Annotated in this window: 24 protein-coding genes and 1 tRNA gene; 13 read left to right on the top strand and 12 right to left on the bottom strand. The window is 65.0% G+C overall.

What is annotated here, in order from left to right; translation table 11 throughout:
• Positions 1–13: 13 nt before the first annotated feature.
• From nuoG to J6595_RS05515, 10 genes are all read right to left on the bottom strand, one after another.
• A complete protein-coding gene (nuoG, locus tag J6595_RS05560) occupies positions 14–2,089 on the bottom strand; it encodes an NADH-quinone oxidoreductase subunit NuoG (protein ID WP_209593474.1) in 2,076 nt (691 codons plus the stop codon).
• A gap of 2 nt (positions 2,090–2,091) precedes the next feature.
• On the bottom strand, positions 2,092–2,343 hold the full coding sequence (locus J6595_RS05555) for a hypothetical protein (protein ID WP_209593473.1): 252 nt from the start codon (positions 2,341–2,343) through the stop codon (positions 2,092–2,094).
• A gap of 11 nt (positions 2,344–2,354) precedes the next feature.
• Positions 2,355–3,659: an NADH-quinone oxidoreductase subunit NuoF gene (nuoF, locus tag J6595_RS05550; protein ID WP_209593472.1), complete on the bottom strand. Its 1,305-nt coding sequence runs from the start codon at positions 3,657–3,659 to the stop codon at positions 2,355–2,357.
• Entirely contained in the window at positions 3,659–5,116 is a 1,458-nt protein-coding gene (nuoE, locus tag J6595_RS05545) for an NADH-quinone oxidoreductase subunit NuoE (protein WP_209593471.1), read from the bottom strand. The genes nuoF and nuoE overlap by 1 nt, the downstream gene beginning before the upstream one ends.
• 125 nt (positions 5,117–5,241) lie before the next feature.
• On the bottom strand, positions 5,242–5,418 hold the full coding sequence (locus J6595_RS05540) for a hypothetical protein (RefSeq protein ID WP_209593470.1): 177 nt from the start codon (positions 5,416–5,418) through the stop codon (positions 5,242–5,244).
• A gap of 130 nt (positions 5,419–5,548) precedes the next feature.
• Entirely contained in the window at positions 5,549–6,739 is a 1,191-nt protein-coding gene (locus J6595_RS05535) for an NADH-quinone oxidoreductase subunit D (RefSeq protein ID WP_209593469.1), read from the bottom strand.
• A complete protein-coding gene (locus J6595_RS05530; protein ID WP_209593468.1) occupies positions 6,732–7,169 on the bottom strand; it encodes a GFA family protein in 438 nt (145 codons plus the stop codon). Before J6595_RS05530 ends, J6595_RS05535 begins: the two co-directional genes overlap by 8 nt.
• A gap of 17 nt (positions 7,170–7,186) precedes the next feature.
• The gene (locus tag J6595_RS05525; protein ID WP_425342128.1) at positions 7,187–7,771 is read right to left on the bottom strand and encodes an NADH-quinone oxidoreductase subunit C; all 585 of its coding nucleotides are present in this window, start codon (positions 7,769–7,771) and stop codon (positions 7,187–7,189) included.
• Positions 7,772–7,805: 34 nt separating this feature from the next.
• Entirely contained in the window at positions 7,806–8,396 is a 591-nt protein-coding gene (locus tag J6595_RS05520) for a NuoB/complex I 20 kDa subunit family protein (RefSeq protein WP_209593466.1), read from the bottom strand.
• Positions 8,387–8,752, bottom strand: a complete 366-nt coding sequence (locus J6595_RS05515; protein WP_209593465.1) for an NADH-quinone oxidoreductase subunit A — start codon at positions 8,750–8,752, stop codon at positions 8,387–8,389. Before J6595_RS05515 ends, J6595_RS05520 begins: the two co-directional genes overlap by 10 nt.
• A gap of 312 nt (positions 8,753–9,064) precedes the next feature.
• Between J6595_RS05515 and J6595_RS05510 the strand changes: the two genes are divergently transcribed.
• Positions 9,065–9,379 carry a hypothetical protein gene (locus tag J6595_RS05510; protein WP_209593464.1) on the top strand — a complete coding sequence of 105 codons (315 nt, stop codon included), beginning with the start codon at positions 9,065–9,067 and terminating at the stop codon, positions 9,377–9,379.
• Between the two features lie 136 nt (positions 9,380–9,515).
• On the opposite strand, the gene J6595_RS05505 is transcribed toward J6595_RS05510, so the two are convergent.
• Positions 9,516–9,592, bottom strand: a tRNA-Asp gene (locus tag J6595_RS05505).
• A gap of 117 nt (positions 9,593–9,709) precedes the next feature.
• Entirely contained in the window at positions 9,710–10,705 is a 996-nt protein-coding gene (locus J6595_RS05500; protein ID WP_342453102.1) for a LysR family transcriptional regulator, read from the bottom strand.
• 157 nt (positions 10,706–10,862) lie between these two features.
• On the opposite strand from J6595_RS05500, the gene J6595_RS05495 reads away from it, so the two are divergent.
• The 12 genes from J6595_RS05495 (at position 10,863) to J6595_RS05440 (ending at position 22,496) form a co-directional block, all read left to right on the top strand.
• On the top strand, positions 10,863–11,924 hold the full coding sequence (locus J6595_RS05495; protein WP_209593463.1) for an ABC transporter substrate-binding protein: 1,062 nt from the start codon (positions 10,863–10,865) through the stop codon (positions 11,922–11,924).
• 8 nt (positions 11,925–11,932) lie between these two features.
• Positions 11,933–12,790, top strand: coding sequence for an ABC transporter permease (locus tag J6595_RS05490; RefSeq protein ID WP_209593462.1), 858 nt, complete (start codon positions 11,933–11,935; stop codon positions 12,788–12,790).
• Positions 12,787–13,584, top strand: a complete 798-nt coding sequence (locus J6595_RS05485; protein ID WP_209593461.1) for an ABC transporter permease — start codon at positions 12,787–12,789, stop codon at positions 13,582–13,584. The genes J6595_RS05490 and J6595_RS05485 overlap by 4 nt, the downstream gene beginning before the upstream one ends.
• Complete coding sequence (locus J6595_RS05480) at positions 13,581–14,678, top strand: ABC transporter ATP-binding protein (RefSeq protein WP_209593460.1); 1,098 nt, start codon at positions 13,581–13,583, stop codon at positions 14,676–14,678. Before J6595_RS05485 ends, J6595_RS05480 begins: the two co-directional genes overlap by 4 nt.
• Entirely contained in the window at positions 14,675–15,412 is a 738-nt protein-coding gene (locus J6595_RS05475; protein ID WP_209593459.1) for an MBL fold metallo-hydrolase, read from the top strand. The genes J6595_RS05480 and J6595_RS05475 overlap by 4 nt, the downstream gene beginning before the upstream one ends.
• Positions 15,409–16,590, top strand: coding sequence for an aminotransferase (locus tag J6595_RS05470; protein WP_209593458.1), 1,182 nt, complete (start codon positions 15,409–15,411; stop codon positions 16,588–16,590). Before J6595_RS05475 ends, J6595_RS05470 begins: the two co-directional genes overlap by 4 nt.
• Before the next feature lie 34 nt (positions 16,591–16,624).
• On the top strand, positions 16,625–17,677 hold the full coding sequence (gene speB / locus J6595_RS05465) for an agmatinase (protein ID WP_209593457.1): 1,053 nt from the start codon (positions 16,625–16,627) through the stop codon (positions 17,675–17,677).
• A gap of 67 nt (positions 17,678–17,744) precedes the next feature.
• Positions 17,745–18,833, top strand: coding sequence for an ABC transporter substrate-binding protein (locus J6595_RS05460; RefSeq protein WP_209593456.1), 1,089 nt, complete (start codon positions 17,745–17,747; stop codon positions 18,831–18,833).
• Between the two features lie 183 nt (positions 18,834–19,016).
• Positions 19,017–20,060, top strand: coding sequence for an ABC transporter ATP-binding protein (locus J6595_RS05455; protein ID WP_209593455.1), 1,044 nt, complete (start codon positions 19,017–19,019; stop codon positions 20,058–20,060).
• On the top strand, positions 20,057–20,911 hold the full coding sequence (locus J6595_RS05450; RefSeq protein ID WP_209593454.1) for an ABC transporter permease: 855 nt from the start codon (positions 20,057–20,059) through the stop codon (positions 20,909–20,911). Before J6595_RS05455 ends, J6595_RS05450 begins: the two co-directional genes overlap by 4 nt.
• Positions 20,911–21,714 (top strand): ABC transporter permease, encoded by an 804-nt coding sequence (locus J6595_RS05445; protein WP_209593815.1) that lies wholly within the window; start codon positions 20,911–20,913, stop codon positions 21,712–21,714. The genes J6595_RS05450 and J6595_RS05445 overlap by 1 nt, the downstream gene beginning before the upstream one ends.
• The gene (locus tag J6595_RS05440) at positions 21,711–22,496 is read left to right on the top strand and encodes a nitrilase-related carbon-nitrogen hydrolase (protein ID WP_209593453.1); all 786 of its coding nucleotides are present in this window, start codon (positions 21,711–21,713) and stop codon (positions 22,494–22,496) included. The genes J6595_RS05445 and J6595_RS05440 overlap by 4 nt, the downstream gene beginning before the upstream one ends.
• Positions 22,497–22,569 lie beyond the last annotated feature (73 nt).

The following is a 22,569-nucleotide window of genomic DNA, read 5'->3' as shown; positions in this document are numbered from 1 at the left end:
GTTTGCCGGTCCCTTATTCCGCTGCTTCGAGATGTTCGCCGCGGGCAAGCCGCGAGCACTCGGCCATCACCTTGGATGCCCGGGCGATCGGATTGGTCAGGTAGAAGTCGCCGAGCTTGGAGCCGAGTGAACCGGCACCGAGTGAGCCGCCACGATCGGCAAGCTTCAGCACGTCGTCATGGGCCGCCGGCTCGACGCGGTCGCTGCGCATGCCCGGATGCGACTGATACAGATCGCGCTGCAGCCCGGCAAGCGAGTCGAAGGACAGCGTCTTGCCGAGTACGGCCGACAGGGCGCGAATGATCGCCCAGTCCTCGCGCGCGTCGCCCGGCGGGAAGGACGCCCGCGAACCCACCTGCGCCCTGCCCTCGAGATTGACGAAGGTGCCGTCCTTCTCGGTATAAGCTGCACCCGGCAGGATCACGTCGGCGCGGTGAGCGCCGCGATCGCCATGGCTGCCGATATAGACGACGAAGGGGCCAGGGGCGATCTCGACCTCGTCGGCGCCGAGATTGAACAGGACATCGACGCCGCCGGAGGCCATTTCGGCGAAGCTCTTGCCGCCCTCGCCCGGAACGAAGCCGATGTCGAGGCCGCCGACCCGCGACGCCGCCGTGTGAAGCACGTTGAAGCCGTTCCAACCGTCAGCGAGTGCGCCGATCTCGCGAGCGAGCGCGGCGGCAGCGGACAGGACAGCCGCGCCGTTCTCGCCGGAAATCGCGCCGGAACCGACGATGATCATCGGCCGCTCGGCCTTCTTCAACGCGTCGAAAAAGCCCTCGCTCGCCTTGGCGACGTCGGACAGCGTGTCCGTGCCCGCCCCAAGATAGGTGTAGTCGTAGCGAAGATTGGCGTTCTCGCCGATGACGCCGATCGGGAAGCCGCCGATCCGCCAGCGCTTGCGGATGCGGGTGTTGAGCACCGCCGCCTCGAAGCGCGGATTGGCGCCGATGATGAGCAGCGCGTCGGCATCTTCGATCCCGGCGATTCCGGTGTTGAAGAGATAGCTGCCGCGGCCGTCGGCCGGGTTCAGCATCGCGCCGTCCTGGCGGCAGTCGAGAGAGGACGAACCGATCTCGGCCATGAGCTTCTTCAGCGCCCACATTTCCTCGACGGCGGCAAGATCGCCGGCGACCGCGCCGATCTTCTCCGGAGCCGTTCCCGACACCTTGTCCTTGATCGCCGCGAAAGCCTCCTGCCACGTCGCCGGCTGGAGCTTGCCGTCGCGGCGCAGATAGGGCCGATCGAGACGCTGGGTCCTGAGGCCGTCCCAGATGAAGCGGGTCTTGTCGGAGATCCACTCCTCGTTCACCGCCTCGTTGATCCGCGGCATGATGCGCAGGACCTCGCGGCCGCGCGTATCGACGCGGATCGCCGAACCGACGGCGTCCATGACGTCGATCGTCTCGGTCTTGGTCAGCTCCCACGGGCGGGCCTGGAAGGCGTAAGGACGCGAGGTCAAGGCGCCGACCGGGCAGAGGTCGATGACGTTGCCCTGCAGCTCGGAGGTCATCGCCTGTTCGAGGAAGGTGGTGATCTCGGCGTCCTCGCCGCGGCCGACGAGGCCGAGTTCGGAGATACCGGCGACTTCCGTCGTGAAGCGGACGCAGCGCGTGCAGTGGATGCAGCGGGTCATGATCGTCTTGACCAGCGGGCCGATATACTTGTCCTCGACGGCGCGCTTGTTCTCCTTGTAGCGCGAACTATCGACGCCATAGGCCATGGCCTGATCCTGCAGATCGCACTCTCCGCCCTGATCGCAGATCGGGCAATCCAGCGGGTGGTTGATCAGCAGGAATTCCATGACGCCCTCGCGGGCCTTCTTCACCATCGGCGTGTTGGTGAAGACTTCGGGCAGCTGGCCTTCCGGCCCGGGCCTCAGATCGCGAACACCCATGGCGCAGGAGGCCGCCGGCTTCGGCGGTCCGCCCTTCACTTCGACGAGGCACATGCGGCAGTTGCCGGCGATCGACAGCCGCTCGTGGAAACAGAACCGCGGGATCTCGGCGCCGGCCTCCTCGCACGCCTGCAGGAGCGTGAAATGGTCCGGAACCTCGATCTCGTTGCCGTCGACTTTCAGCTTCGCCATCGTCAAGCCTTCTCTTCCAGCCGGGAGACGCGCTCTTCCAGCGTCTTCAACCGCTCCGCCACCGTATCGTGGCGGACATTTGCGTGCACGGCAGCGCCAGCAACCGTGTAGAGCGTCTCGTGAACTTCCTCGAGCCGCTGGTCGATGTGGTCGAGCCGCCTGCCGACGGACTTGAACTCCTCGGAGTGCTCGTCGAGCGTTGCGCGGATCTCCCGCAAGAGCTGCAGCACCAGATTGTCCGGCTCGTCCGCCATCGTCCCCGCTCCTACTCCGCCGCCTCGAGAACCGGGCGAACCTCGTGGGCGTTGTGCGAATATTCGTCGATCCGGCGCTCGATCTCGGCGCGGAAGTGCCGGACGAGACCCTGGATCGGCCAGGCAGCCGCGTCGCCGAGGGCGCAGATCGTGTGACCCTCGACCTGCTTGGTCACGTCGAGCAGCATGTCGATCTCGCGCTTCTGGGCATGGCCGGTGGCCATGCGCTCCATCACGCGCCACATCCAGCCGGTGCCCTCGCGGCAAGGCGTGCACTGGCCGCAGCTCTCATGCTTGTAGAAATAGGAGATGCGGGCGATCGCCTTCACGATGTCGGTGGACTTGTCCATGACGATGACGGCCGCCGTGCCGAGCGAGGTCTTGATCTCCTTCAGCCCGTCGAAGTCCATCGGCGCGTCGATGATGTCGGCGCCCGGCACCAGCGGAACGGAGGACCCGCCAGGGATGACCGCGAGGAGATTGTCCCAGCCGCCGGTGATGCCGCCGCAATGCTTCTCGATCAGCTCGCGGAACGAGATGCCCATGGCCTCTTCGACGGTGCAGGGCCGCTCGACATGGCCGGAAACACAGAATAGCTTGGTGCCGGTGTTGTTCTGGCGCCCGATGCCGGCGAACCAGGAACCGCCCCGGCGCAGGATCGTCGGCGCAACGGCGATCGACTCGACGTTGTTGACCGTCGTCGGGCAGCCGTAAAGGCCGACATTCGCCGGGAATGGCGGCTTCAGGCGCGGCTGACCCTTTTTGCCCTCGAGGCTTTCGAGCAGCGCCGTCTCTTCGCCGCAGATGTAGGCGCCGGCGCCGTGATGGACGATGATGTCATAATCCCAGCCGCACTTGTTGTCCTTGCCGAGATAACCCTGCTCATAGCACTCGTCGATCGCCAGCTGCAGCGCTTCGCGCTCGCGGACATACTCGCCGCGGACATAGATGTAGCAGGTGTGCGCCAGCATCGAGAAACCGGCGATGATGCAGCCCTCGATCAGCGTGAACGGATCGTTGCGCATGATCTCCCGGTCCTTGCAGGTCCCGGGCTCGGATTCGTCGGCATTGATGACGAGATAATGCGGCCGCTCGCCGACTTCCTTCGGCATGAAGGACCATTTGAGACCGGTCGGGAAACCCGCGCCACCGCGGCCGCGAAGGCCGGAGGCCTTCATCTCGTTGATGATCCAGTCGCGGCCCTTGCCGATTATGTCGGCGGTGCCGTCGAAATGGCCGCGCTTCAGCGCAGCCTTCAGGCTCTTGTCGCGCAGGCCGTAGATGTTGGTGAAGATCCGGTCCTTGTCCTGAAGCATCACGCCTCTCCTTCACCTTTTCCGGCACCGGACTGCAGGCTCTTGGCCTGCCCGGTCCAGTCCTCGCGAACCGCACGACCCTTGAAATTCAGGAAGTCGTCGATCCAGATCAGCTCGACCTCGCGCCATTTGGCGATTTGCCAGAAGTGGAAAACGCCGAGCTCGTTGAGCTTGCCTTCGATCACCGGACCGATGCCGCGAATCTGCTTCAGATCGTCCTTCTCGCCCTCAGGCGCCGACAGCAGATCCGCGGGCCTTTCGCCCGGCGCGGTTTCGGGCTTTGGCTCTTCCGCTTCGCTGTCGAAGTGATCGTCATGGGCCGGGCCGGAGGTGATATCGGACGTGCCTGACCGCTCACCTTCTGTGAGGCCGCCGCCGCGACGCGACGCCAGCACAGCGTCCGGCTTCGCGTCGTCGGCGAGGCGCGAGGGCTGCCCCCCCGTCCCGTCGTCGAGCTGCTTGTCAGCCGGTATCACCGCATCTTCGGCAGCAGCCTCGGCCTGCCGAAGGTCGCCACCCGTCTTCTCGTCGACATCATCCGGCACGTTGCCGACTTCAGCGTCGGTCGATCCTTCGCGGGCACCGCCCTCCTGGCCGGCATGCGGACGGTGAGCTTCGGCGGTCAGCTCGTCGCTCTCGCGCCGCTCGGCGCTTTCGTCGACCTTGGCGTCGTCACCGGCACCCGGCGTCGGCAAGGTCGGGTCGGTCTGCTCCGATTCCGTATTCGGGCGGCCGGCTTCCGACGGTGGCGCCGAAACAGCCTCGCCAGCGCCCTTGCCTTGCGGCGCCGAACCGTTCGCCGGCCCGCGACCGGTCTCGCGCTTCTGTTCCTGGATCAGGTCGTCATAGTCACCGGTCAGCGACGTCAGGCCGCCCAGCGGCACCGACAGATGCCGTCCGTTCTGCGGACCGGGCTCGATGTCCTCGCCACGGCCAGCCTCGAAGGCGTCGATGATCTCTTCCAGCCGCTCCGGCGTCAGATCCTCGTAGGTGTCGGAGAAGATCATCACCATCGGCGCGTTCACGCAGGCACCGAGGCACTCGACCTCTTCCCACGAAAGCGTCCCGGCGTCGTTGCGATGAAACTGCTCGGAATGGATCTTCTTGCGACAGACCGCTTTCAGATCCTCTGCCCCGCGCAACATGCAAGGGGTCGTTCCGCAGACCTGGACATGGGCCCTTGTGCCGACGGGATTGAGCTGGAACTGGGTGTAGAAGGTCGCGACCTCGAGCACGCGGATCAGCGGCATTTCGAGCATCTGCGCGACATGCTCGACCGCCGACTTGGTCACCCAGCCGTCCTGATCCTGCGCACGCATCAAAAGCGGGATGACGGCGGACTGCTGGCGGCCTTCGGGATACTTCTTGATCGTCGCTTCAGCCCAAGCGGCGTTCTCTTCACTAAACGCGAAGCCGGCTGGTTGCACGGCCTCTTCCGCGAGACGTCTGACAGACATCGGACCTCTATCTTAGAGCGGTTCAACAATCGATGTTGCGGCGCGTTCTATCACAAGACGGACAAAAGGCCAGTGGCCCATGACCGCAGTTTGGTATTGGTCGATCATACCCGAAAAGGCGCAGATCAGCCGGCGAAAAGCGCCGCGACGGCAAGAGAAATGCCAGGGCGCGAACGGTCGATCGCGGCATCCCTGCCGCCGATCTTTCTGACGATCTCTCCAGCCATCGCCGAGCAGCGCCGCTTGAGCGCGCTACGGTCGGCGCGAAAGAGAATCACGTCGTGCTGGATCGCTTCCAGCATAATCATGTCGATGGTCGAGGCGCCGCCAGAATGCGGCTCCGGGACCACCTCGCAGAGCGTCGTCCCATCTTCGGCGGCGCCCCGTAATTCATCATTCCAGCCTTCGTGCCTCGCGGCGCGAGCGGCGACGTCAGCGGTCGACCTCTCCGAAGACGATGTCGATGGTGCCGAGAATCGCCGAAACGTCGGCGAGCATGTGGCCCTTGCACATGACGTCCATCGCCTGGAGATGCGCAAAGCCCGGAGCGCGGATCTTGCAGCGATGCGGCTTGTTGGTGCCGTCGGAGACGAGATAGACGCCGAACTCGCCCTTCGGCGCCTCGACGGCGGCGTAGACCTCGCCTTCGGGCAGATGGAAGCCCTCGGTGTAGAGCTTGAAATGGTGAATGAGCGCCTCCATCGAGCGCTTCATCTGGCCGCGCTTCGGCGGCACGACCTTGCCTTCGACGGCCGAGATCGGCCCCTGCCCTTCCGGGCTGGAAAGCTTCTCGATGCACTGCTTCATGATCTTCACCGACTCGCGCATCTCCGCCATGCGGATCAGGTAGCGGTCGAAGCAGTCGCCGTTCTTGCCGATCGGAATGTCGAATTCCATTTCGTCATAGCACTCGTAGGGCTGCGCCTTGCGCAGATCCCAGGCGGCGCCGGAACCGCGCACCATGACGCCGGAAAAGCCCATGGCCCATGCGTCTTCGAGCGCGATGACGCCGATATCGACGTTACGCTGCTTGTAGATGCGGTTATGGCTGAGCAGGCCCTCGATGTCGTCGCAGACCTTGAGGAACGGATCGCACCAGGCGCCGATGTCGTCGATGAGCTGCTGCGGCAGATCCTGATGGACGCCGCCGGGCCGGAAATAGCCGGCATGCAGCCGAGCGCCCGAAGCGCGCTCGTAGAACACCATCAGTTTCTCACGCTCCTCGAAGCCCCAGAGCGGCGGCGTCAAAGCGCCGACGTCCATCGCCTGCGTGGTGACGTTGAGGAGATGCGACAGGATGCGGCCGATTTCGCAGTAGAGCACGCGGATAAGCTGGCCCCGCTTGGGCACCGTGACACCGGCGAGCCGCTCGACGGCGAGGCAGAAGGCGTGCTCCTGGTTCATCGGCGCGACGTAGTCGAGCCGGTCGAAATAGGGAATCGCCTGAAGATAGGTCTTGTGCTCGATCAGCTTCTCGGTGCCGCGGTGCAACAAGCCGATATGCGGATCGACGCGGGCGACGACTTCGCCGTCGAGTTCCAGCACGAGACGCAAAACGCCGTGCGCCGCAGGATGCTGCGGGCCGAAGTTGATGTTGAAGTTGCGGACGTCGATCTCAGCCATTCGGCTTGTCCTCTTCGGAGGCGAATTGGGCGAGGAACTCCGCACCGGTCATTGTCTGCGTCTCGTTGGCGAACGAGTACCAGTCAGGCTTGGAGTCGATGAAGATCTGCTTGGTGAAGGCAGCTTCCGTCAGGTCGTCGAAGGCCATGGCGGAAATGGCGTAGTGCGTCGCATCCTTGGACCGCCAGAACAGGGTCGAGCCGCAGGCATTGCAGAAACCGCGCTCACCCCATCCCGAGGATTCATAGACGGTCAGCAGATCCGTTCCGGCGAGGACGACATTTTCGGAAGCCTCGACCGCCAGGAAGGGACCGCCCGCCCAGCGCCGACAAATGTCGCAGTGGCAGGCGCCGACTTCCTGCTCGTCGATATCGGCGTCGATCCGCACACCGCCGCAGAGGCACTTGGCCTGAAGTCGCTTCGTCGCCATGGCACTGACCTCCCGAATTACTGTCGTTTGGCCTTCTCGTCGCCGGGCAGCACATATTCCGTGCCTTCCCAGGGCGAGAGGAAATCAAAGTTGCGGAACTCCTGACGCAGCTCCACCGGCTCGTAGACGACCTGCTTCTTCTCTTCGTCGTAGTGAACCTCGACAAAACCGGTAAGCGGGAAATCCTTGCGCATCGGGTGCCCCTCGAAACCGTAGTCGGTGAGGATGCGGCGCAGGTCCGGGTGGCCGGTGAAGAGAATGCCGTAGAGATCGTATGCTTCCCGCTCGAACCAGTCGGCGGCGGGAAAGACGTCCGACACGGACGGCACCGGATCGTCCTCGGCGGTGCGGACCTTCACCCGCACACGCTGGTTCTGATAGGGCGACAGAAGATGATAGACCACCTCGAAGCGCTTCTCGCGCTGAGGATAATCGACGCCGCAGATGTCGATGAAGTTGACGAACTGGGTCTGCGGGTCGTCGCGCAAGACCGTCAGGACCTTGACGATGTCCTGGGGCGCGACGACGAGGGTCAGCTCGCCGAAGCGATGCTCGCTCGACACCAGCCGATCGCCGAGCGTCTCGACCAGATAATCGGCCATGTCCTTGGTGGCGAAATCACGCATGACGTGGGCCCTACCGTTCGATGGTGCCGGTGCGGCGGATCTTCTTCTGCAGAAGGATCATGCCGTAAAGCAGCGCCTCCGCGCTCGGCGGACAGCCGGGCACGTAGACGTCCACCGGCACGACGCGGTCGCAGCCGCGAACCACCGAATAGGAATAGTGATAATAGCCGCCGCCATTGGCGCAGGAGCCCATGGAGATGACATAGCGCGGCTCCGGCATCTGGTCGTAGACCTTGCGCAGCGCGGGCGCCATCTTGTTGGTCAGCGTGCCGGCGACGATCATCAGATCGGACTGGCGCGGCGAGGCGCGCGGCGCGAAGCCGAAACGCTCGGCGTCGTAGCGCGGCATCGACATCTGGATCATCTCGACGGCGCAGCAGGCAAGACCGAAGGTCATCCACATCAAGGAACCCGTGCGGGCCCACTGGATGACGTCGTCCGTCGAGGTAACGATGAAGCCCTTGTCGGCCAGCTCGTCATTGATTTCGGTGATGAAAGGGTCCTGGGCAGGCGCGACGGTCTTGCCCGTGACCGCCCCAGCTCCCGTCCCCGCTTCCGGCGAACGCGGAGCGAACGGCTCGTTGCCGATGATCAATCCCATTCCAAAGCGCCTTTCTTCCACTCATAGACAAAGCCGACCGTCAGGACGCCCAGAAACACCATCATCGACCAGAAGCCGAACCAGCCGAGGGTTCCGAAGCTCGCCGCCCAGGGAAACAGGAAGGCCACCTCGAGATCGAAGATGATGAACAGGATCGACACGAGATAGAAGCGAACGTCGAACTTCATACGCGAGTCGTCGAATGCGTCGAACCCGCATTCGTAAGCCGACAGCTTCTCGTCGTCCGGCGCCTTGAAGGCGAGCAGGAACGGCGAGACCAGAAGCGCCAGACCGAGGATCAGGGCAACTCCCACGAAGATCACGATCGGCAGATAGGATGCGAGGAGTGCGCTCATCGGACCACTTCATCTCGGTGACGGTCAGGGCAGCGGATCGCTTCCGCGCCGCTAGGCTTCAAGGCAGGCGGGCGAGCCGCCATGCCGCAATGCGGCGAGGGTTATCCCCTTCTTGGAATCAGTGCAAGGTGTTGTGAGCTGCGACCGGCCTGTGACCACCACCTCTCCTGCCGCCAGCCTGTCGCAGGCCGGGATCGGCAAGCGTTTGCGGGGCCTTTAGGGCGTTCACCTTGCCAACTGCGGGGCATCGTCGCAAGGATGCCACGATGCCCATACAAGCGTTTCAGCGCTTTGATCGACGAAGGAGATCCGATGGTAGATTCGGCAATGAAGGGCTGGCGGCCGATGGCGAGCGCCCAACGCGACGGCGAGCGAATCCTGGTGACGGTGCGCGGCGGCGAACAGGGGCCGGCCGAGGTCGACACCGTCCGCTATCAGTCCCTGCGCGGATCCGGCGAACGCGGCTGGGTCGCGACCGACATGGGGCCGGACGGGCTCGTCGCCTATGATGAAGACGAACTCGTCGCCTGGATGCCTTGGCCGAAGCCGACGGCGCGCACGGGGATCATCGATCTGCCAGAGCCTGCTGACGAGGCTGATTTTCAGGACCACGGCTCGGGAATCTGAGCCGCGCCCGCCACGCAACGAGGAATGAAGGATCGGCGTGACGCCACGCCGGTTTCGCAAGGGCCGATGACGCGCTCCGGCATCGTCGTCGCAGCGTGCCGAACGTCTTTTGCTAAAAGACTTGCCTGGAAGAAAATGGCGCGAGTGACGGGGCTCGAACCCGCGACCTCCGGCGTGACAGGCCGGCACTCTAACCGACTGAGCTACACCCGCGCTCCACCGCTCGTGGCGGCTTGTGAGGCGGTCGTTTACGGACAAGCTCGGGTCCTGTCAAGCGCCGGGTTCGTCGCTTGGCCTCGACAAAGAGCCGGATGACACGAAACCGTCATTTCACGCGGAAATCTGCAAAGCAGCGTGGAATTTCGAGCCGTCTTCGCGCGCCGGGACTGCTCCCGGGGATGCCGAATCGCCCGCATCCGTCCGCCAGATTCGCTTCACCGTGTCGATAAAAGCGGCGGCCACGTCGCTGACGCGCCGGTTGGCGGGCGAAAACAGCTCGAACAGGCAGGTATAACCGATATCGGCCGGGCGAATCGCGCGCAGCCGCCCCGCCGCGATGCCCTGAGCGGCGAAATGATCGGGTAGAAGGCCGATATAGCGGCCCGACTGGATGAGAATCAGCTGGGGCTCGATCTGGTAGACCGTCGCCCCGATCCGCCAGTCGAGCTGGCGCAGCGTATCCTCGTCCCGCCAATAGCCCCGATGCGCGAAGGGCATTTCCTGCAGACGCTCGTCGGTCAATTCGTCGTCGGCGAGTGAAAAGGCCTCGTGCCCGCGCCCGCAATAAAGGCTGTGGCGCTCTTCGTGCAGCCTGTCATAGACGATGCCGTCGATGCGGTTGCGATAGCTGCCGATGGCGCAGTGATAGAGACCGTCGGCCACCTTCTGCTGAATGTCCTGCGGGCGCTCCTGGGCGATCACCAGCGTGACGTTGGGCGCAATCGCGCCGAACGCCTTCACGGCGTCTGACAGCCGATTGGCCGGGTCGGTCGCGACGGCGTCGAGGATGCCGATCCGCAATTCGCCGGAGAGCTCCCCGCGAACGGATGCGACATCGGAGGAGAAATCCTGCAGCGCCTTGTCGAGGCGCCGCGAGGCGTCCCACGCCGCGCGCCCCTTCTCCGTCAGCCTGAAGCCGCCACGGCCGCGTTGGCACAAGACGAATCCGAGGCGCTCCTCGAGCGCCGTCATGTGATTCGAGATGGTGGACTGGCTGACATTGAGATCGCGGGCGGCAGCCGCGAAACCGCCATGGCGAACCACCGCTTCGAAAACCTGCAGGAGACGCAGATCACTTCCGGAAACGCGCATCGAGACGTCACTCACTTTGACGATCATCAAGGTTTGTATTGATAGGTCGATATTTCCCAACCCGTCCAGTCTCGCTTTCATGGTCAGGAATGAGGCAACCGCTGTGGCTGATGCTTTCAGGGGCATGGCGGCACCTCGACTGCCGCCAAACGTGACGACTGGGAGACGACGCATGACCAGGAAAAGCCGCCTTCTCGCCCTCGCCGCATCCGTTGCCGCAATCACGGTGACGACCGCAGCCAACGCCGCCGAAGAGCTCAACGCGCTGGTGTGGTGCGACCACACCGATCCGGCGCTGATCGAGCCCTTCGAGAAGGCCCATGACGCCAAGGTCAATCTCAAGGTCTATGAGGGCACCGGCGCGGCTCTCTCGATCATCGACCAGTCGCAGCCGGGCGACTGGGACGTTCTCGTCATCGATTCCATCGACGTGCCGCGGGCGATCGACGCGGGGATCCTCGGCCCCCTGCCGGAGGACGAAATGCCGGTCGCCGACATCGACCCGACGATCCGCATGGACGACCAGACGATGCGCGACGGCAAACGCTACGCCGTCACCGAGAAATACGGCTACAACACCATCTCCTTCAACAAGGACAAGGTCGACCCCGCCGACATGGAGGACATGACGGCGCTCTGGGGCGACAAGTACAAGGGCAAGATCGCTGTCTACGACTATTATCTGCCGGTCGAGGGCATGGTGGCGATGGGCCTCGGCAAGAAAACCGCCGATCTGTCCGACAGCGATCTTCCGGCTATCAGGGACACTTTGTTCAAGCTGAAGGACAATGCCAAGCTCGTCGGCGACGTCGTCTCCAGCCAGACGGCGCTGGCGACCGGCGAAGTCGACATTCTCGTCGGCGGCGGCGAATGGGTGACGGCGGGCCTCAGCGCGGAGAACCCGGCGCTCGACTGGATCCTCCCGAAGCAGGGCGGCGTGCGCTGGGCGCAGGCGATCGGCGTTTTCAAGGACTCCAAGAAGCAGAAACTGGCGACGGAGTTCGTCAAATACATCCTGTCGCCGGAAGGCCAAGCCAAGCTCGCCACCTCGTCCTGCTATTGGGCGATGCCGGCCAACGAGAAGGCCGGTGCTGATCTCACCGACGCGCAGAAGAAGGCGCTGCGCTGGGACGAGCAGCCCGAATATGTGAAGAACTCGCAGCTTTACCCCACGCCCTCGCCCGAGCTCGACGCCAAGATGCAGGACGTCTGGACCGAGTTCCTCCAGCACTGAAGCCCGTCATGAGTGATCGCCCCTCGATGGAGGGGGTGCGGGGCAGCCTGTTCGCCGGCCCCGCCCTCCTCTACACGCTCCTGTTCTTTGCCGTGCCCTTTGCGGTGATGGCCTATGTGAGCCTGACGCCATCGACGGGTAGCGGCGGCGCTGGCCTGTCCTTCGCCAACTACGCGGCCTTCTTCGAGCGGAGCTATTTCCTCGGCGCGATGGCCAATTCACTGGTTGTGACGGCGATCGTGACGGTCGTTTCGATCCTCCTCGCCTATCCCTTTGCCGTGGTGCTCGCCGAGGTCGTGCCCGAACGCTGGCAGCGCCTGGCGCTCGCCCTCGCGGTCCTGCCGTTCTGGACCTCCTATGTGGTCCGCTCCTATTCCTGGCTGCTGGTGCTTTCGTCGAACGGGGTGATCAACAAGGCGCTGACCGGGATCGGCCTTCTCTCGGAGCCGCTCGATCTCGCCAATTCGCGCCTCGCGACGGTGATCGGCTTCACCCACTTCTTCGTCATGCTGCTGACCCTGACCATCTACGCCAATCTCAAGCAGCTGCCGCCGTCGTTCCGAAAAGCCGCGGCGGACCTCGGCGCGGGGCCGGTCCGCACCTTCGTCCACGTCACCTTGCCTTTGACCCTGCCGGGCATCATGACCGGAGCGTTCCTCACCTTCGTCCTGTGTATCGGCGATTTCATCACCCCGCAGATTCTGGGCGGCAACAACGAACTCCTGATGCCGCAACTGATCATGCTGCAGGTCGGACGGCGGGCCGATTTCCCGATGGCCTCGGCGCTTTCGATCCTGTTGATGATCGTCGTCACCATCGCCTATTTCGCCTGCGCCAGATGGCTGCGGCTGGAGCGTTCGCGATGACCCGGCCGCTCCGTGCTTCCTCCGTCCTCGGCCTCGTCTATGCCGGGCTGCTCTACGGCTTCATCTTCCTGCCGGTGGCCGTCCTCGTCCTGTTCTCCTTTCATCGCGGACGCTTCCCGATCCCGCCCTTCAACGGGCCGAGTCTGCGCTGGTACGACCAGATCCTGTCGGACGGCCGGCTGATGGACGCGCTCCTCAATTCGCTGACCGTCGGCGTCCTCTCCTCCCTCGCCTCGGTCCTTCTCGGCTTTCTCGCCGCCTATGGGATCGCCCGCCACCGCCCGCCCGGTTCGCGGCTTCTCTCCGGCTTCCTGATGGCGCCGCTGACGGTGAGCTATCTGATCATCGGCATGGGCCTTCTGATCACCTTCAATGCCGCCGGAATGCCGAAATCCCTCCTTGCCACCGGCCTCGGTCACATCGTGATCAACCTGCCGCTCTGCTTTGCGATCATCTACAGCCAGCTCACCGACGATCAGGCGAATATTGAACGCTCGGCCCGCGACCTCGGCGCGAGCGAGGCCAAGGTGCTTCTCCTCGTCACCGCGCCGATGATCTGGCCCGCCTTGTTTGCGAGCTTCTTCCTCGCCTTCACCTTCTCCTGGGACGAGTTCGTCATCGCCTTCCTTCTCACCCGCTTCGACGTGACGCTGCCGGTCGAGATCTGGAGCCTTCTGCGCTCGGGTCTCAACCCCAAGACCAACGCCATCGGCACACTGGTCTTCGGCGTCTCGATCCTGCTCGTCTTCGTCATCGAGGCCGTGGTCTTTGGCCGCAGAAGGGCCTCTACATGACGAGCGCCGTCGAGATCGAGACCGTGACCCAGCGCTATGGCGAAGCCGTCGCGCTCGACGATGTCAGCCTGACCGTCCCGGCCGGCAGCTTCACCGTGCTTCTCGGCCCCTCGGGATCGGGCAAGACGACGCTCCTGTCGCTGATCGGCGGTTTCCTTCCGGCGCAGACGGGATCGATCCGTATCGGCGGGAAGGAGATGCGCGGCGTGCCGCCGGCTAGGCGTCCGACGGCCACGGTGTTTCAGGACTATGCGCTGTTTCCGCACATGACGATCGCCGGCAATGTCGGCTTCGGCCTGCGCACGGCCGGCGTCGCCGGCGCCGAGCGCCGCGAGCGCACCGAGGAGATGCTGCGGCTGGTCGGCCTGCCGGATGTCGGCCGGCGCAAGCCGCATGCGCTTTCGGGCGGCCAGAAACAGCGCATCGCGCTCGCAAGGGCGCTCGCCGTCGAGCCCAGGGTGCTGCTCCTCGACGAACCGCTCGGCGCCCTCGACCTGAAGCTCCGCCGCCAGATGCAGGCCGAGCTGACGGCCATTCACCGGCGCGTCGGCAGCACCTTCATCCACGTCACCCACGATCAGGAGGAGGCGATGGCGATCGCCGACACCGTGGTCGTCATGGACAAGGGGCGGATCGCCGATCTCGGCACGCCCGAGGACGTGTATCTCAGGCCGCGCAGCCTGTTTGCCGCGGGCTTCGTCGGCCTTGCCAACATTCTTCAGGGCCGCGTCGCCGAGGCGCAGGCGGGCCGTATCGCGATCGAGACGGTCTTCGGCCGGCTGCGGGGCGAAGACCAGTCGCGCAGGCTCAAACCCGGGGACCGGGCGGCGGTGATGCTGCGGCCCGAGCATCTCAGCCTTGCCGGATCGGGCGTTGGGGACAGGTCCGGGGCGACCGGCAGGCCACAGCCGCTCGGCGATGCCCGCCTCGACAGCGTCACCTTCATGGGGGCCCACCGCATGGCCAGCCTTCTTGCCGGCGACGGCCAGCGCCTGACCCTGCAATTGCCGCAGGAGATCAGCCCCGCCGAGGGCGAATTGCTGTCCCTCGCCTATGATCCCGCCCGCGCGATCGTCCTGCCGGAGGGGTCATGAGCATCGAGCGCGCCAGCGCCTCCGAATGGTACGAGACGAAACGCGTCGGCGACGACGTCACCTGGATCTTCGAGCCCTTCATCGAGACCTTCTACCGCTGCAACATCTGGCATGTGCGTGGCCGCGATCAGGACATGCTCGTCGATAGCGGCATGGGCGTCGTCAGCCTGAGGCGCCACGTGCCGCTCGTCACCGGGCGCCCCATCGAGGCGGTGGCGAGCCACACCCATTTCGATCACATCGGCTGCCATCACGAGTTCGAGCACCGCTCGGTGCACCGGGCCGAGGCCGAAATCCTCGCCGATCCGGACGACCGGGCGACGCTCGCCGACCCCTATGTCACCGACGCGATCTTCACCCGCCTGCCGCCGGAGCCCTATCTGTCGTCGACCTATCGGGTAAAGGCGGCCCCGGCGACCCGGCTTCTCGAGGACGGCGACATCGTCGATCTCGGCGACCGGCACTTCGAGGTCATCCACACGCCGGGCCACTCGCCGGGCGGCATCGCCCTGTTCGAAAGGGCGAGCGGTATCCTGTTTTCCGGCGACATCGTCTATGACGGCCCGCTGATCGAGGACACCTATCATGCCGACGCCGCCGACTATGTCGCCTCGATGGAGCGGCTCTTGACGCTGCCCGTGCGCATCGTTCATGGCGGCCACTTCGACAGTTACGGCGCCGAGCGGCACAGGAAGATCGTCCGCGACTGGCTCGACGAGAAAGAGCGGACATGACCCCTCCCCGCCCAAATCCGCGGCTTGCGGCCGTTCTGGCCCCGCCGATCGCCCAGGCAGACCGCTGGGCCGGCGCCTATGACGGGCGTCATGGCCCCTTGATCAACTGCAGCCAGGCGGTTCCGAACCACGCGCCGCCGGCCGAGTTCGCCGCGCGTCTGGGCGAGGCCGCCGCAAGCCCGGCGGCGGCGCGCTATGGCGACATCCTCGGCGACCGGGCCTTGCGAGACGCCTATGCCGGGCATGTGTCGAAGACCTACCAGACCGCCATCGATCCTGCCCGGATCGCCATCACCGCCGGCTGCAATCAGGCCTTCTTCGCCGCGATGATCGCGGTCGCAGGAGCCGGCGACGCCGTGATTCTGCCGACGCCGTGGTACTTCAACCACCAGATGACGCTCGACATGCTCGGCATCGAGAAACGCGCTTTGCCGACACGGGCCGAGACCGGCTTCCTGCCGGATCCGGACCGTCTGGAAGCCCTCATCGACGACCGCACGCGCGCGCTCGTCCTCGTCAGCCCGAACAATCCGACCAGCGCCATCTATCCGCCGGAGCTTCTGCGCGATCTGTTCCGCATCTGCGTGCGCCGCGGGCTGCATCTCGTTCTCGACGAGACCTATCGCGATTTTCTGCCGCCGGAGGCCGGCTGCCCCCACGCGCTGTTTGCCGATCCGCGCGCCGAGACCAATCTCATCGGCCTTTATTCCTTCTCCAAAGCCTATGCGATTCCGGGCCACCGGATCGGCGCGATGATCGCCGGCGGCGCGATGATCGGCGAGATCGAGAAGGTGATCGACAGCCTGCAGATCTGCGCGCCACGGCCGGCCCAGGTCGCCCTGCCCTTCGCCTTCGACGCGATGGCCGAATGGCGGTCGGAGAACGCCGCCACCATCGCCGCGAGGGCTCGGCTGTTCGCGCGGGAGATCGTAACGCTGCCCGGATGGCATCTCGACCAGATCGGAGCCTATTTCGCCTATGTACGGCATCCCTTTCCGGACCGGCCAGCGGCGGATGTGGCGGCCGATCTTGCCCGCGATCTCGGCATTCTGGCGCTGCCCGGCTCCTTCTTCGGGCCCGGCCAGGAGAAGCATCTGAGGATCGCCTTCGCCAATGTGCCGGAAGGCGAAATCCTGGAAATCATGCGGCGCCTTTCGCTCGAAACGCGAAGCAGCTGATCAAGACGACGACTGACGAGGATGGTTCCGACCGATGAACGACGATGCACTCGCCGCGCTCCGCAAGCGCTTTGCCGGCGAAAATGAGCGCAAGATCCATGACGATGGCTTCGCAGCGGTGGCGGACCATCTCTTCGACCCGAGCGGGACCCGCGTTGCGCCCTATGCCGGCCTGCCGACGCTTCTCGACGTTCCGTTTCGCGCCATCGACTGGTCGGCGCCGGACTTCGCCGACCTGAAGGTCGCGATGATCGGCGTTCCGATGGATCTCGGCGTCACCAACCGCAACGGTTCGCGCTTCGGGCCGAGGGCGCTGAGAACCATCGAGCGGGTCGGCCCCTACAATCACGTCCTGAAGACCATGCCGACCCACGAGATTGCCGTTGCCGACATCGGCGACGTGCCGTTCCGCTCGCGCTTCGATCTTGCGACATCGCATCAGGACATCGAGAAGACGGCCGCCGCAATCGTGAAGGCCGGTGTCCTTCCGCTCTTCGTCGGCGGCGATCATTCCATTTCGTTGCCGACGCTTCACGCGCTCGGCGCCGGGCGGCCGGTCGGGATGATCCACATCGACGCCCATTGCGACACCTCCGGCCCCTTCGACGGCTGCAAGTTCCACCATGGCGGGCCGTTCCGCCAGGCCGTGCTGGACGGGGTTCTCGATCCCGAACGCACCATCCAGATCGGTATTCGCGGCTCGTCCGAATATCTCTGGGAGTTTTCCTACGAGAGCGGCATGACCGTCATCCATGCCGAGGAGATCAGCGATCTCGGCGTCGCCGCCATCGTCGAAAAGGCCAGGGCCGTGGTCGGCGACGGGCCGGTCTATCTGTCCTTCGACATCGACAGTCTCGACCCCGCCTTCGCGCCCGGCACCGGCACACCTGAGATCGGCGGCCTCTCGACCCGTGAGGCGCTGGCCATCCTGCGCGGGCTCGCGGGCGTCAACATGATCGGCGGCGATGTCGTCGAGGTCGCCCCGCAATACGACGCGACGACCAACACCGCCCATGCCGGCGCCCAGATGCTGTTCGAGCTTCTCAGCCTCGCAAGGCTGTCACCGGCCCTTGCGGTCCAGCGTTGAAATCAACGAAACTACCCGAAACGGAGGATCCAGACGGATCCGGCCCATCCCCCAAAGGAGTGAAGACATGACCCGCAAGCCTTCCCTCGTCCTCAATCGCCGCCAGGCGCTTCTCGCCGCCGGCGCCGGCGCCGCCACCCTCGCCATGCCCACCGTTCTCAGGGCCCAGGACAAGTCGCTGAAGGTCGGCGTCTATGGCGGTTACTTCAAGGACTCCTTCGACACCAACATCTTCCCGGAATTCACCAAGGCGACCGGCATAGCCGTCGAGAGCGTCGCCGAACCGACGGGCGAAGCCTGGCTCGTCCAGCTCGAACAGGCCGGCCGCGCCGGTGTCGCCCCGGCCGACGTCTCGATGATGAGCCAGGTCGCCATGCGCAAAGGGCTGCAGACCGAGCTCTGGCAGCCGCTCGATCCCGCAAAGATCGGAAATTTCGACGCCATCCTGCCGCCCTTCACGGTGAAATACGACGATGGCCGCGTCGCCGGCGTCGGCGCCGTCGCCTGGTACATCACCCTCGTCTCCAACACCGATGCCTTCCCTGAGGCGCCGGACAGCTGGGCGACGTTCTGGGACGCCGACAAGAAGGACAAGCTCGGCCTCCTTGCTCTGGTCTCCAACTCGTTCCTTTTGGAAGTGACGGCGAAGACCTTCTTCGGCGGGACCGACATCCTCTCCACCGATGACGGTATCCTGAAGGTGATGGACAAGCTCGCCGAGCTGAAGCCGAACGTCCAGCTCTGGTATCGCGACGAGGCGCAATTCGAACAGGCGCTGAAATCGGGCGAGATTCCGATGGGCCAGTATTACCACGACGTCACCGGACTGGCCGCCGCCGACGGTTTCCCGGTGCGCTCGACCTTCCCCAAGGAGGGTGGAATTTCCGATTCGGGCTGCTGGGCGGTGACGAAGGCTTCGCAGAAGCTCAATCTCGCGACGACCTTCATCGATTACATGACGCAGCCGGAGATCGCCGGGCTCCTCGCCCGCAAGGTCGGCACAGCGCCGGTGCTCAAACGCGACGTCCTCGACCTGACCGACAAGGAGTTCGCAGCGGTCTCCTCGGAAATCGAGCCGATCGTCCCGCGCTACGATCTCTATGTCGAGAAGTCCGACTGGCTGAACCAGAAATGGACCGAGCTGATCGTCGGCTGACGATGAAGGCTTCGCGGCGCCATTCCGCCCTCCCCGGGCTCGATGAGCCCTCACGGGGCGGCGCAGCCGAGACCCGCGATCGTTGAAGCCGCGGCGCCCGGCTGCATGAGCGCCCCTCACCTTGCTTCGTCCCGGGCCTGCCCGGGATGAGAACCATCCCGCTGCCCGAGGAACACTTTGCCCATGAGCACGCTCGACCTCGTCGCCGTGACCAAGCGCTATGGCGACATCGTCGCCGTCGACGACGCCACCCTGTCCGTGCCGCCAGGCAGCTTCGTCTGCCTGCTCGGACCCTCCGGCTGCGGCAAGACCACTTTGTTGCGGATCATCGCCGGGCTTGAATCGGCGAGCTCGGGCGAGGTGAAGTTCGAAGGCGAGCGGATCGACGCGACGCCCGTCCATCGCCGGGATTTCGGGATGGTTTTCCAGTCGCTCGCCCTGTTTCCGCATCTGAGCGTCCGCGAGAACATCGCCTATCCCTTGAAAATCCGCGGCAGGGGAAAGGCCGAGCGCGAGAAACGGGTCGCCGAGCTTCTCGATCTCGTGCGCCTGCCGGGCGTCGCGGATCGGCCGATCACCCAGCTTTCGGGTGGCCAGCGCCAGCGCGTGGCGATTGCAAGAGCCCTGTCCGTCTCGCCGAAGCTCTTCCTGCTCGACGAGCCGCTCTCGGCCCTCGACGCCAAACTGCGCGAGGCGATGCAGGTCGAGCTCAGGCAACTCCAGGAGCGGCTCGGCATCACCACGATCGTCGTCACCCATGATCAGCGCGAGGCGATGACCATGGCCGATGCGATCGTCGTCATGGAGGGCGGCCGGATCCTCCAGATGGACCGGCCGATCGATGTCTATCGCAAGCCGGCTTCGCCCTTCGTCGCCGATTTCCTCGGGCAGACGAACTGTCTCGTCGCAAAGCCGGGAAAAGGCGGCGCCGAGATCGCCGGCGGCACCATCCCCGGACTTCAACTGGGCGCCGGCCGGCGGGAAGCCGAAATCTCCGTGCGGCCGGAAGACGTCGTCATTCGCCCGGCCGGCGATGCCCCGATCCCGGCGACCGTCGAGTTCGTGCGGGACATGGGCTCCGCCGTCGAGATATACCTTTCGACAGAGGCCGGCCGGATGATTGCCCAGCGCGCGAGCGGCCACGACGCCCTTGCCGTCGGTGACGAGGTTTCGCTCTCGATCGCTCCGGACGCCGTCGTCGTCTTTTCCGAAGGTGTGGCGCGATGAGCGCTCCGGCGAGAACCAACGCCAGCGGTCAGGCGGCACTCGCCTTTCCGGCGGTGATGCTCGCGGCGTTCTTCGTCGTTCCCTTCGGCCTGATGATCGCGGTCTCGTTCTTTTCGCGCGAACAGGGCGGGTTCTACACGCCGGTCCTGACCACGGCGAACTACCAGCGCTTCCTGTCCTGGTTCTTCGCCGACATCCTTCTGTTTTCCGTCGGGCTTTCGGCGCTTGTCTCGGCCGTATGCCTGACGATCGGCGCGCCCTTCACCTATCTCCTGTCGCGGCTGCCCCGGCGCTCTCAGGTGCCCTGGCTGGTGGCGATGATGGCGGTGCTGTCGCTTTCCGAAGTCATCATCGGCTTTGCCTGGTCGACGCTCCTGTCGCGCACCGCCGGCCTTTCCAACCTCTTCGTCGCGATCGGCCTCATGGACGGGCCCGAGGCCTGGAGCCCGAGCTTCACCGCCGTCCTTTGCGGCATGGTCTACCAGGCCTTTCCCTATTCGATCCTCGTCCTTTATCCGGCTTTTTCCCGGCTCGACCCCTCGCTTTCGGAGGCCGCCCGCACGCTCGGCGCCTCGCCGGTCCGCGCGTTCTTCAACGTCATCGTGCCGAGCCTCAGAAACGCACTGGTCGCGACCTTCATCATCGTCTTCGTTTTCGCCCTCGGCGCCTATCTCTTGCCGCAGCTTCTCGGCCGGCCACAGCACTGGACGCTGTCGGTGCTGATCACCGATCAGGCGGTCTACCAGTCCAACATGCCGTTTGCTGCCGCGATGGCGGTGTTTTTGGTCGCCTCCAGCCTGATCCTCGTCCTCCTCTCCACGATGTTCGGTGGACGCAGGGAGGCGAAATGATGGAAAAGCTGTTCACCCGGCTGTTCTTCGGCCTCGTCGCCCTGTTTCTCGCGACCCCTCTCGTCGTCATCGCCGGCGTCTCGATCAACGAGAAGCAGAGCCTGACCTTTCCTCCCGAAGGATTTTCGCTCGGCTGGTATGCCCAGATCTTTACCGACGAGGGCTGGCGGAGCGCGCTGTTCACCTCGGTGCTGATCGCGCTCGGTGCGGCGAGCCTTGCCGTCCTCATCGCCCTGCCGATCGGCTATGCGCTGTGGCGAAAGACGACCGTCTTCGGCCGGATCGTCCAGCTTCTCGGTGTCTCGCCTTTCGTGCTGCCGCCGGTGATCACCGCGCTCGGAGCACTGAGCTTCTGGGCGACGATCGGCTCTTACGGCGCGTGGTATACGGTGGTGATCTCCCATGCGGTCTTCTTCACCAGCCTTCCCTTGGTGACGATCTCGCTGGGCTTTTCCACCATCGACCGCGAGGTGACGGAAGCTGCGAGCACCATGGGCGCCGACAACCGGCAGATCCTGACGACCATCGTTCTGCCGATGATCGCCCCCTACATCATCTCGGGCTTCGCCTTTGCCTTCGTCCTGTCGCTGAACGAATACATCGTCGCCTACATGACCGTCGGCTTCACCCAGGTGACCGTCCCGATCAAGATCTTCAATGCGCTGCGATACGGCTACACGCCGACCATGGCGTCGATCTCGGTTCTCTTCGTTGCGGTCGCCGTCGTCGTCTTCGGCCTCGTCGCACGGTTCGGCGACCTGCCCCGGCTGCTCGGCGCCTGGTCGGATGGAGGCCAGAAGTGAAAGTCGCCGCCATTCAGCTGGACGCCGCAATCGGCGACCTTGCGCAGCGCCGCGCAACCATTCTCGGCGAGATCGAGGCCGCGGCGGGCGCGGGCGCAGAGCTCGTCGTCCTGCCGGAGCTCGCCGTCACCGGCTACGGCGCCGAAGCGGCGATCCGCGACACTGCCGCCGAAGCACAGCCGGCGCTCGAAAAATGGCAGAAGACCGCGAACGACGTCGGCATCGCCGTCTGCCTTGGTCTGGCAGTGCGGACACCCACCGGCCTCGGCAATGCCGCAGCGTTCCTCGCGCCGGGCCTTGCGCCGGTCGTCTATGAAAAGCGCATGCTCTACGGCGACTACGAGAAGCAGCTATTCGTCCCCGGATCAGTGCCCTCGCCCATCGTCGAGATCGGCGGGCTGCGCTGCGGTCTGCTGATCTGTTTCGACGTCGAGTTTCCCGAACTCTGCCGCGACCTCGCCCGTCGGGGGGGCCAGGCGATCCTCGTGCCGACGGCCCTGCCGAAAAGCCAGGGGGCCCGCTTCATCGCCGAACAGCTGGTGCCGGTCCGCGCCTTCGAAAATCAGCTCTTCATCGTCTATGCCGATCACTGCGGCGCCGACGCAAGATTTGCCTATCAGGGACAGTCGGTGATCGCAGCTCCGGATGGAAGCGCCCTTGCGCGGGCCGGCGAAAGCGACCCCACCCTCATCTGCGCAACGCTCGATCCGGCGAACTACGCCGCGAGCCGGAACCAGAATCCCTATCTCGCCGAAGCAGCCGCCGCGGGACTGACCTTCTGATGACACCCTGCCCTGCGCCGACCGCGACGGGGTTCGCCCGACGCGAGACCGAGCGGAAGATCAAGGCGAGCCG

This window comes from Jiella mangrovi, assembly GCF_017815135.1.
GTDB lineage: Bacteria > Pseudomonadota > Alphaproteobacteria > Rhizobiales > Rhizobiaceae > Jiella > Jiella mangrovi.
This window is presented reverse-complemented; position numbering and strand designations above follow the sequence as displayed.

Excerpts from the sequence above, each read along its gene's own strand:
- nuoG (WP_209593474.1), bottom strand. The coding sequence starts at position 2,089 with ATGGCGAAGCTGAAAGTCGACGGCAACGAGATCGAGGTTCCGGACCAT.
- J6595_RS05555 (WP_209593473.1), bottom strand. The coding sequence starts at position 2,343 with ATGGCGGACGAGCCGGACAATCTGGTGCTGCAGCTCTTGCGGGAGATC.
- nuoF (WP_209593472.1), bottom strand. The coding sequence starts at position 3,659 with ATGCTTCAGGACAAGGACCGGATCTTCACCAACATCTACGGCCTGCGC.
- nuoE (WP_209593471.1), bottom strand. The coding sequence starts at position 5,116 with ATGTCTGTCAGACGTCTCGCGGAAGAGGCCGTGCAACCAGCCGGCTTC.
- J6595_RS05540 (WP_209593470.1), bottom strand. The coding sequence starts at position 5,418 with ATGCTGGAAGCGATCCAGCACGACGTGATTCTCTTTCGCGCCGACCGT.
- J6595_RS05535 (WP_209593469.1), bottom strand. The coding sequence starts at position 6,739 with ATGGCTGAGATCGACGTCCGCAACTTCAACATCAACTTCGGCCCGCAG.
- J6595_RS05530 (WP_209593468.1), bottom strand. The coding sequence starts at position 7,169 with ATGGCGACGAAGCGACTTCAGGCCAAGTGCCTCTGCGGCGGTGTGCGG.
- J6595_RS05525 (WP_425342128.1), bottom strand. The coding sequence starts at position 7,771 with ATGGCCGATTATCTGGTCGAGACGCTCGGCGATCGGCTGGTGTCGAGC.
- J6595_RS05520 (WP_209593466.1), bottom strand. The coding sequence starts at position 8,396 with ATGGGATTGATCATCGGCAACGAGCCGTTCGCTCCGCGTTCGCCGGAA.
- J6595_RS05515 (WP_209593465.1), bottom strand. The coding sequence starts at position 8,752 with ATGAGCGCACTCCTCGCATCCTATCTGCCGATCGTGATCTTCGTGGGA.
- J6595_RS05510 (WP_209593464.1), top strand. The coding sequence starts at position 9,065 with ATGGTAGATTCGGCAATGAAGGGCTGGCGGCCGATGGCGAGCGCCCAA.
- J6595_RS05495 (WP_209593463.1), top strand. The coding sequence starts at position 10,863 with ATGACCAGGAAAAGCCGCCTTCTCGCCCTCGCCGCATCCGTTGCCGCA.
- J6595_RS05490 (WP_209593462.1), top strand. The coding sequence starts at position 11,933 with ATGAGTGATCGCCCCTCGATGGAGGGGGTGCGGGGCAGCCTGTTCGCC.
- J6595_RS05485 (WP_209593461.1), top strand. The coding sequence starts at position 12,787 with ATGACCCGGCCGCTCCGTGCTTCCTCCGTCCTCGGCCTCGTCTATGCC.
- J6595_RS05480 (WP_209593460.1), top strand. The coding sequence starts at position 13,581 with ATGACGAGCGCCGTCGAGATCGAGACCGTGACCCAGCGCTATGGCGAA.
- J6595_RS05475 (WP_209593459.1), top strand. The coding sequence starts at position 14,675 with ATGAGCATCGAGCGCGCCAGCGCCTCCGAATGGTACGAGACGAAACGC.
- J6595_RS05470 (WP_209593458.1), top strand. The coding sequence starts at position 15,409 with ATGACCCCTCCCCGCCCAAATCCGCGGCTTGCGGCCGTTCTGGCCCCG.
- speB (WP_209593457.1), top strand. The coding sequence starts at position 16,625 with ATGAACGACGATGCACTCGCCGCGCTCCGCAAGCGCTTTGCCGGCGAA.
- J6595_RS05460 (WP_209593456.1), top strand. The coding sequence starts at position 17,745 with ATGACCCGCAAGCCTTCCCTCGTCCTCAATCGCCGCCAGGCGCTTCTC.
- J6595_RS05455 (WP_209593455.1), top strand. The coding sequence starts at position 19,017 with ATGAGCACGCTCGACCTCGTCGCCGTGACCAAGCGCTATGGCGACATC.
- J6595_RS05450 (WP_209593454.1), top strand. The coding sequence starts at position 20,057 with ATGAGCGCTCCGGCGAGAACCAACGCCAGCGGTCAGGCGGCACTCGCC.
- J6595_RS05445 (WP_209593815.1), top strand. The coding sequence starts at position 20,911 with ATGGAAAAGCTGTTCACCCGGCTGTTCTTCGGCCTCGTCGCCCTGTTT.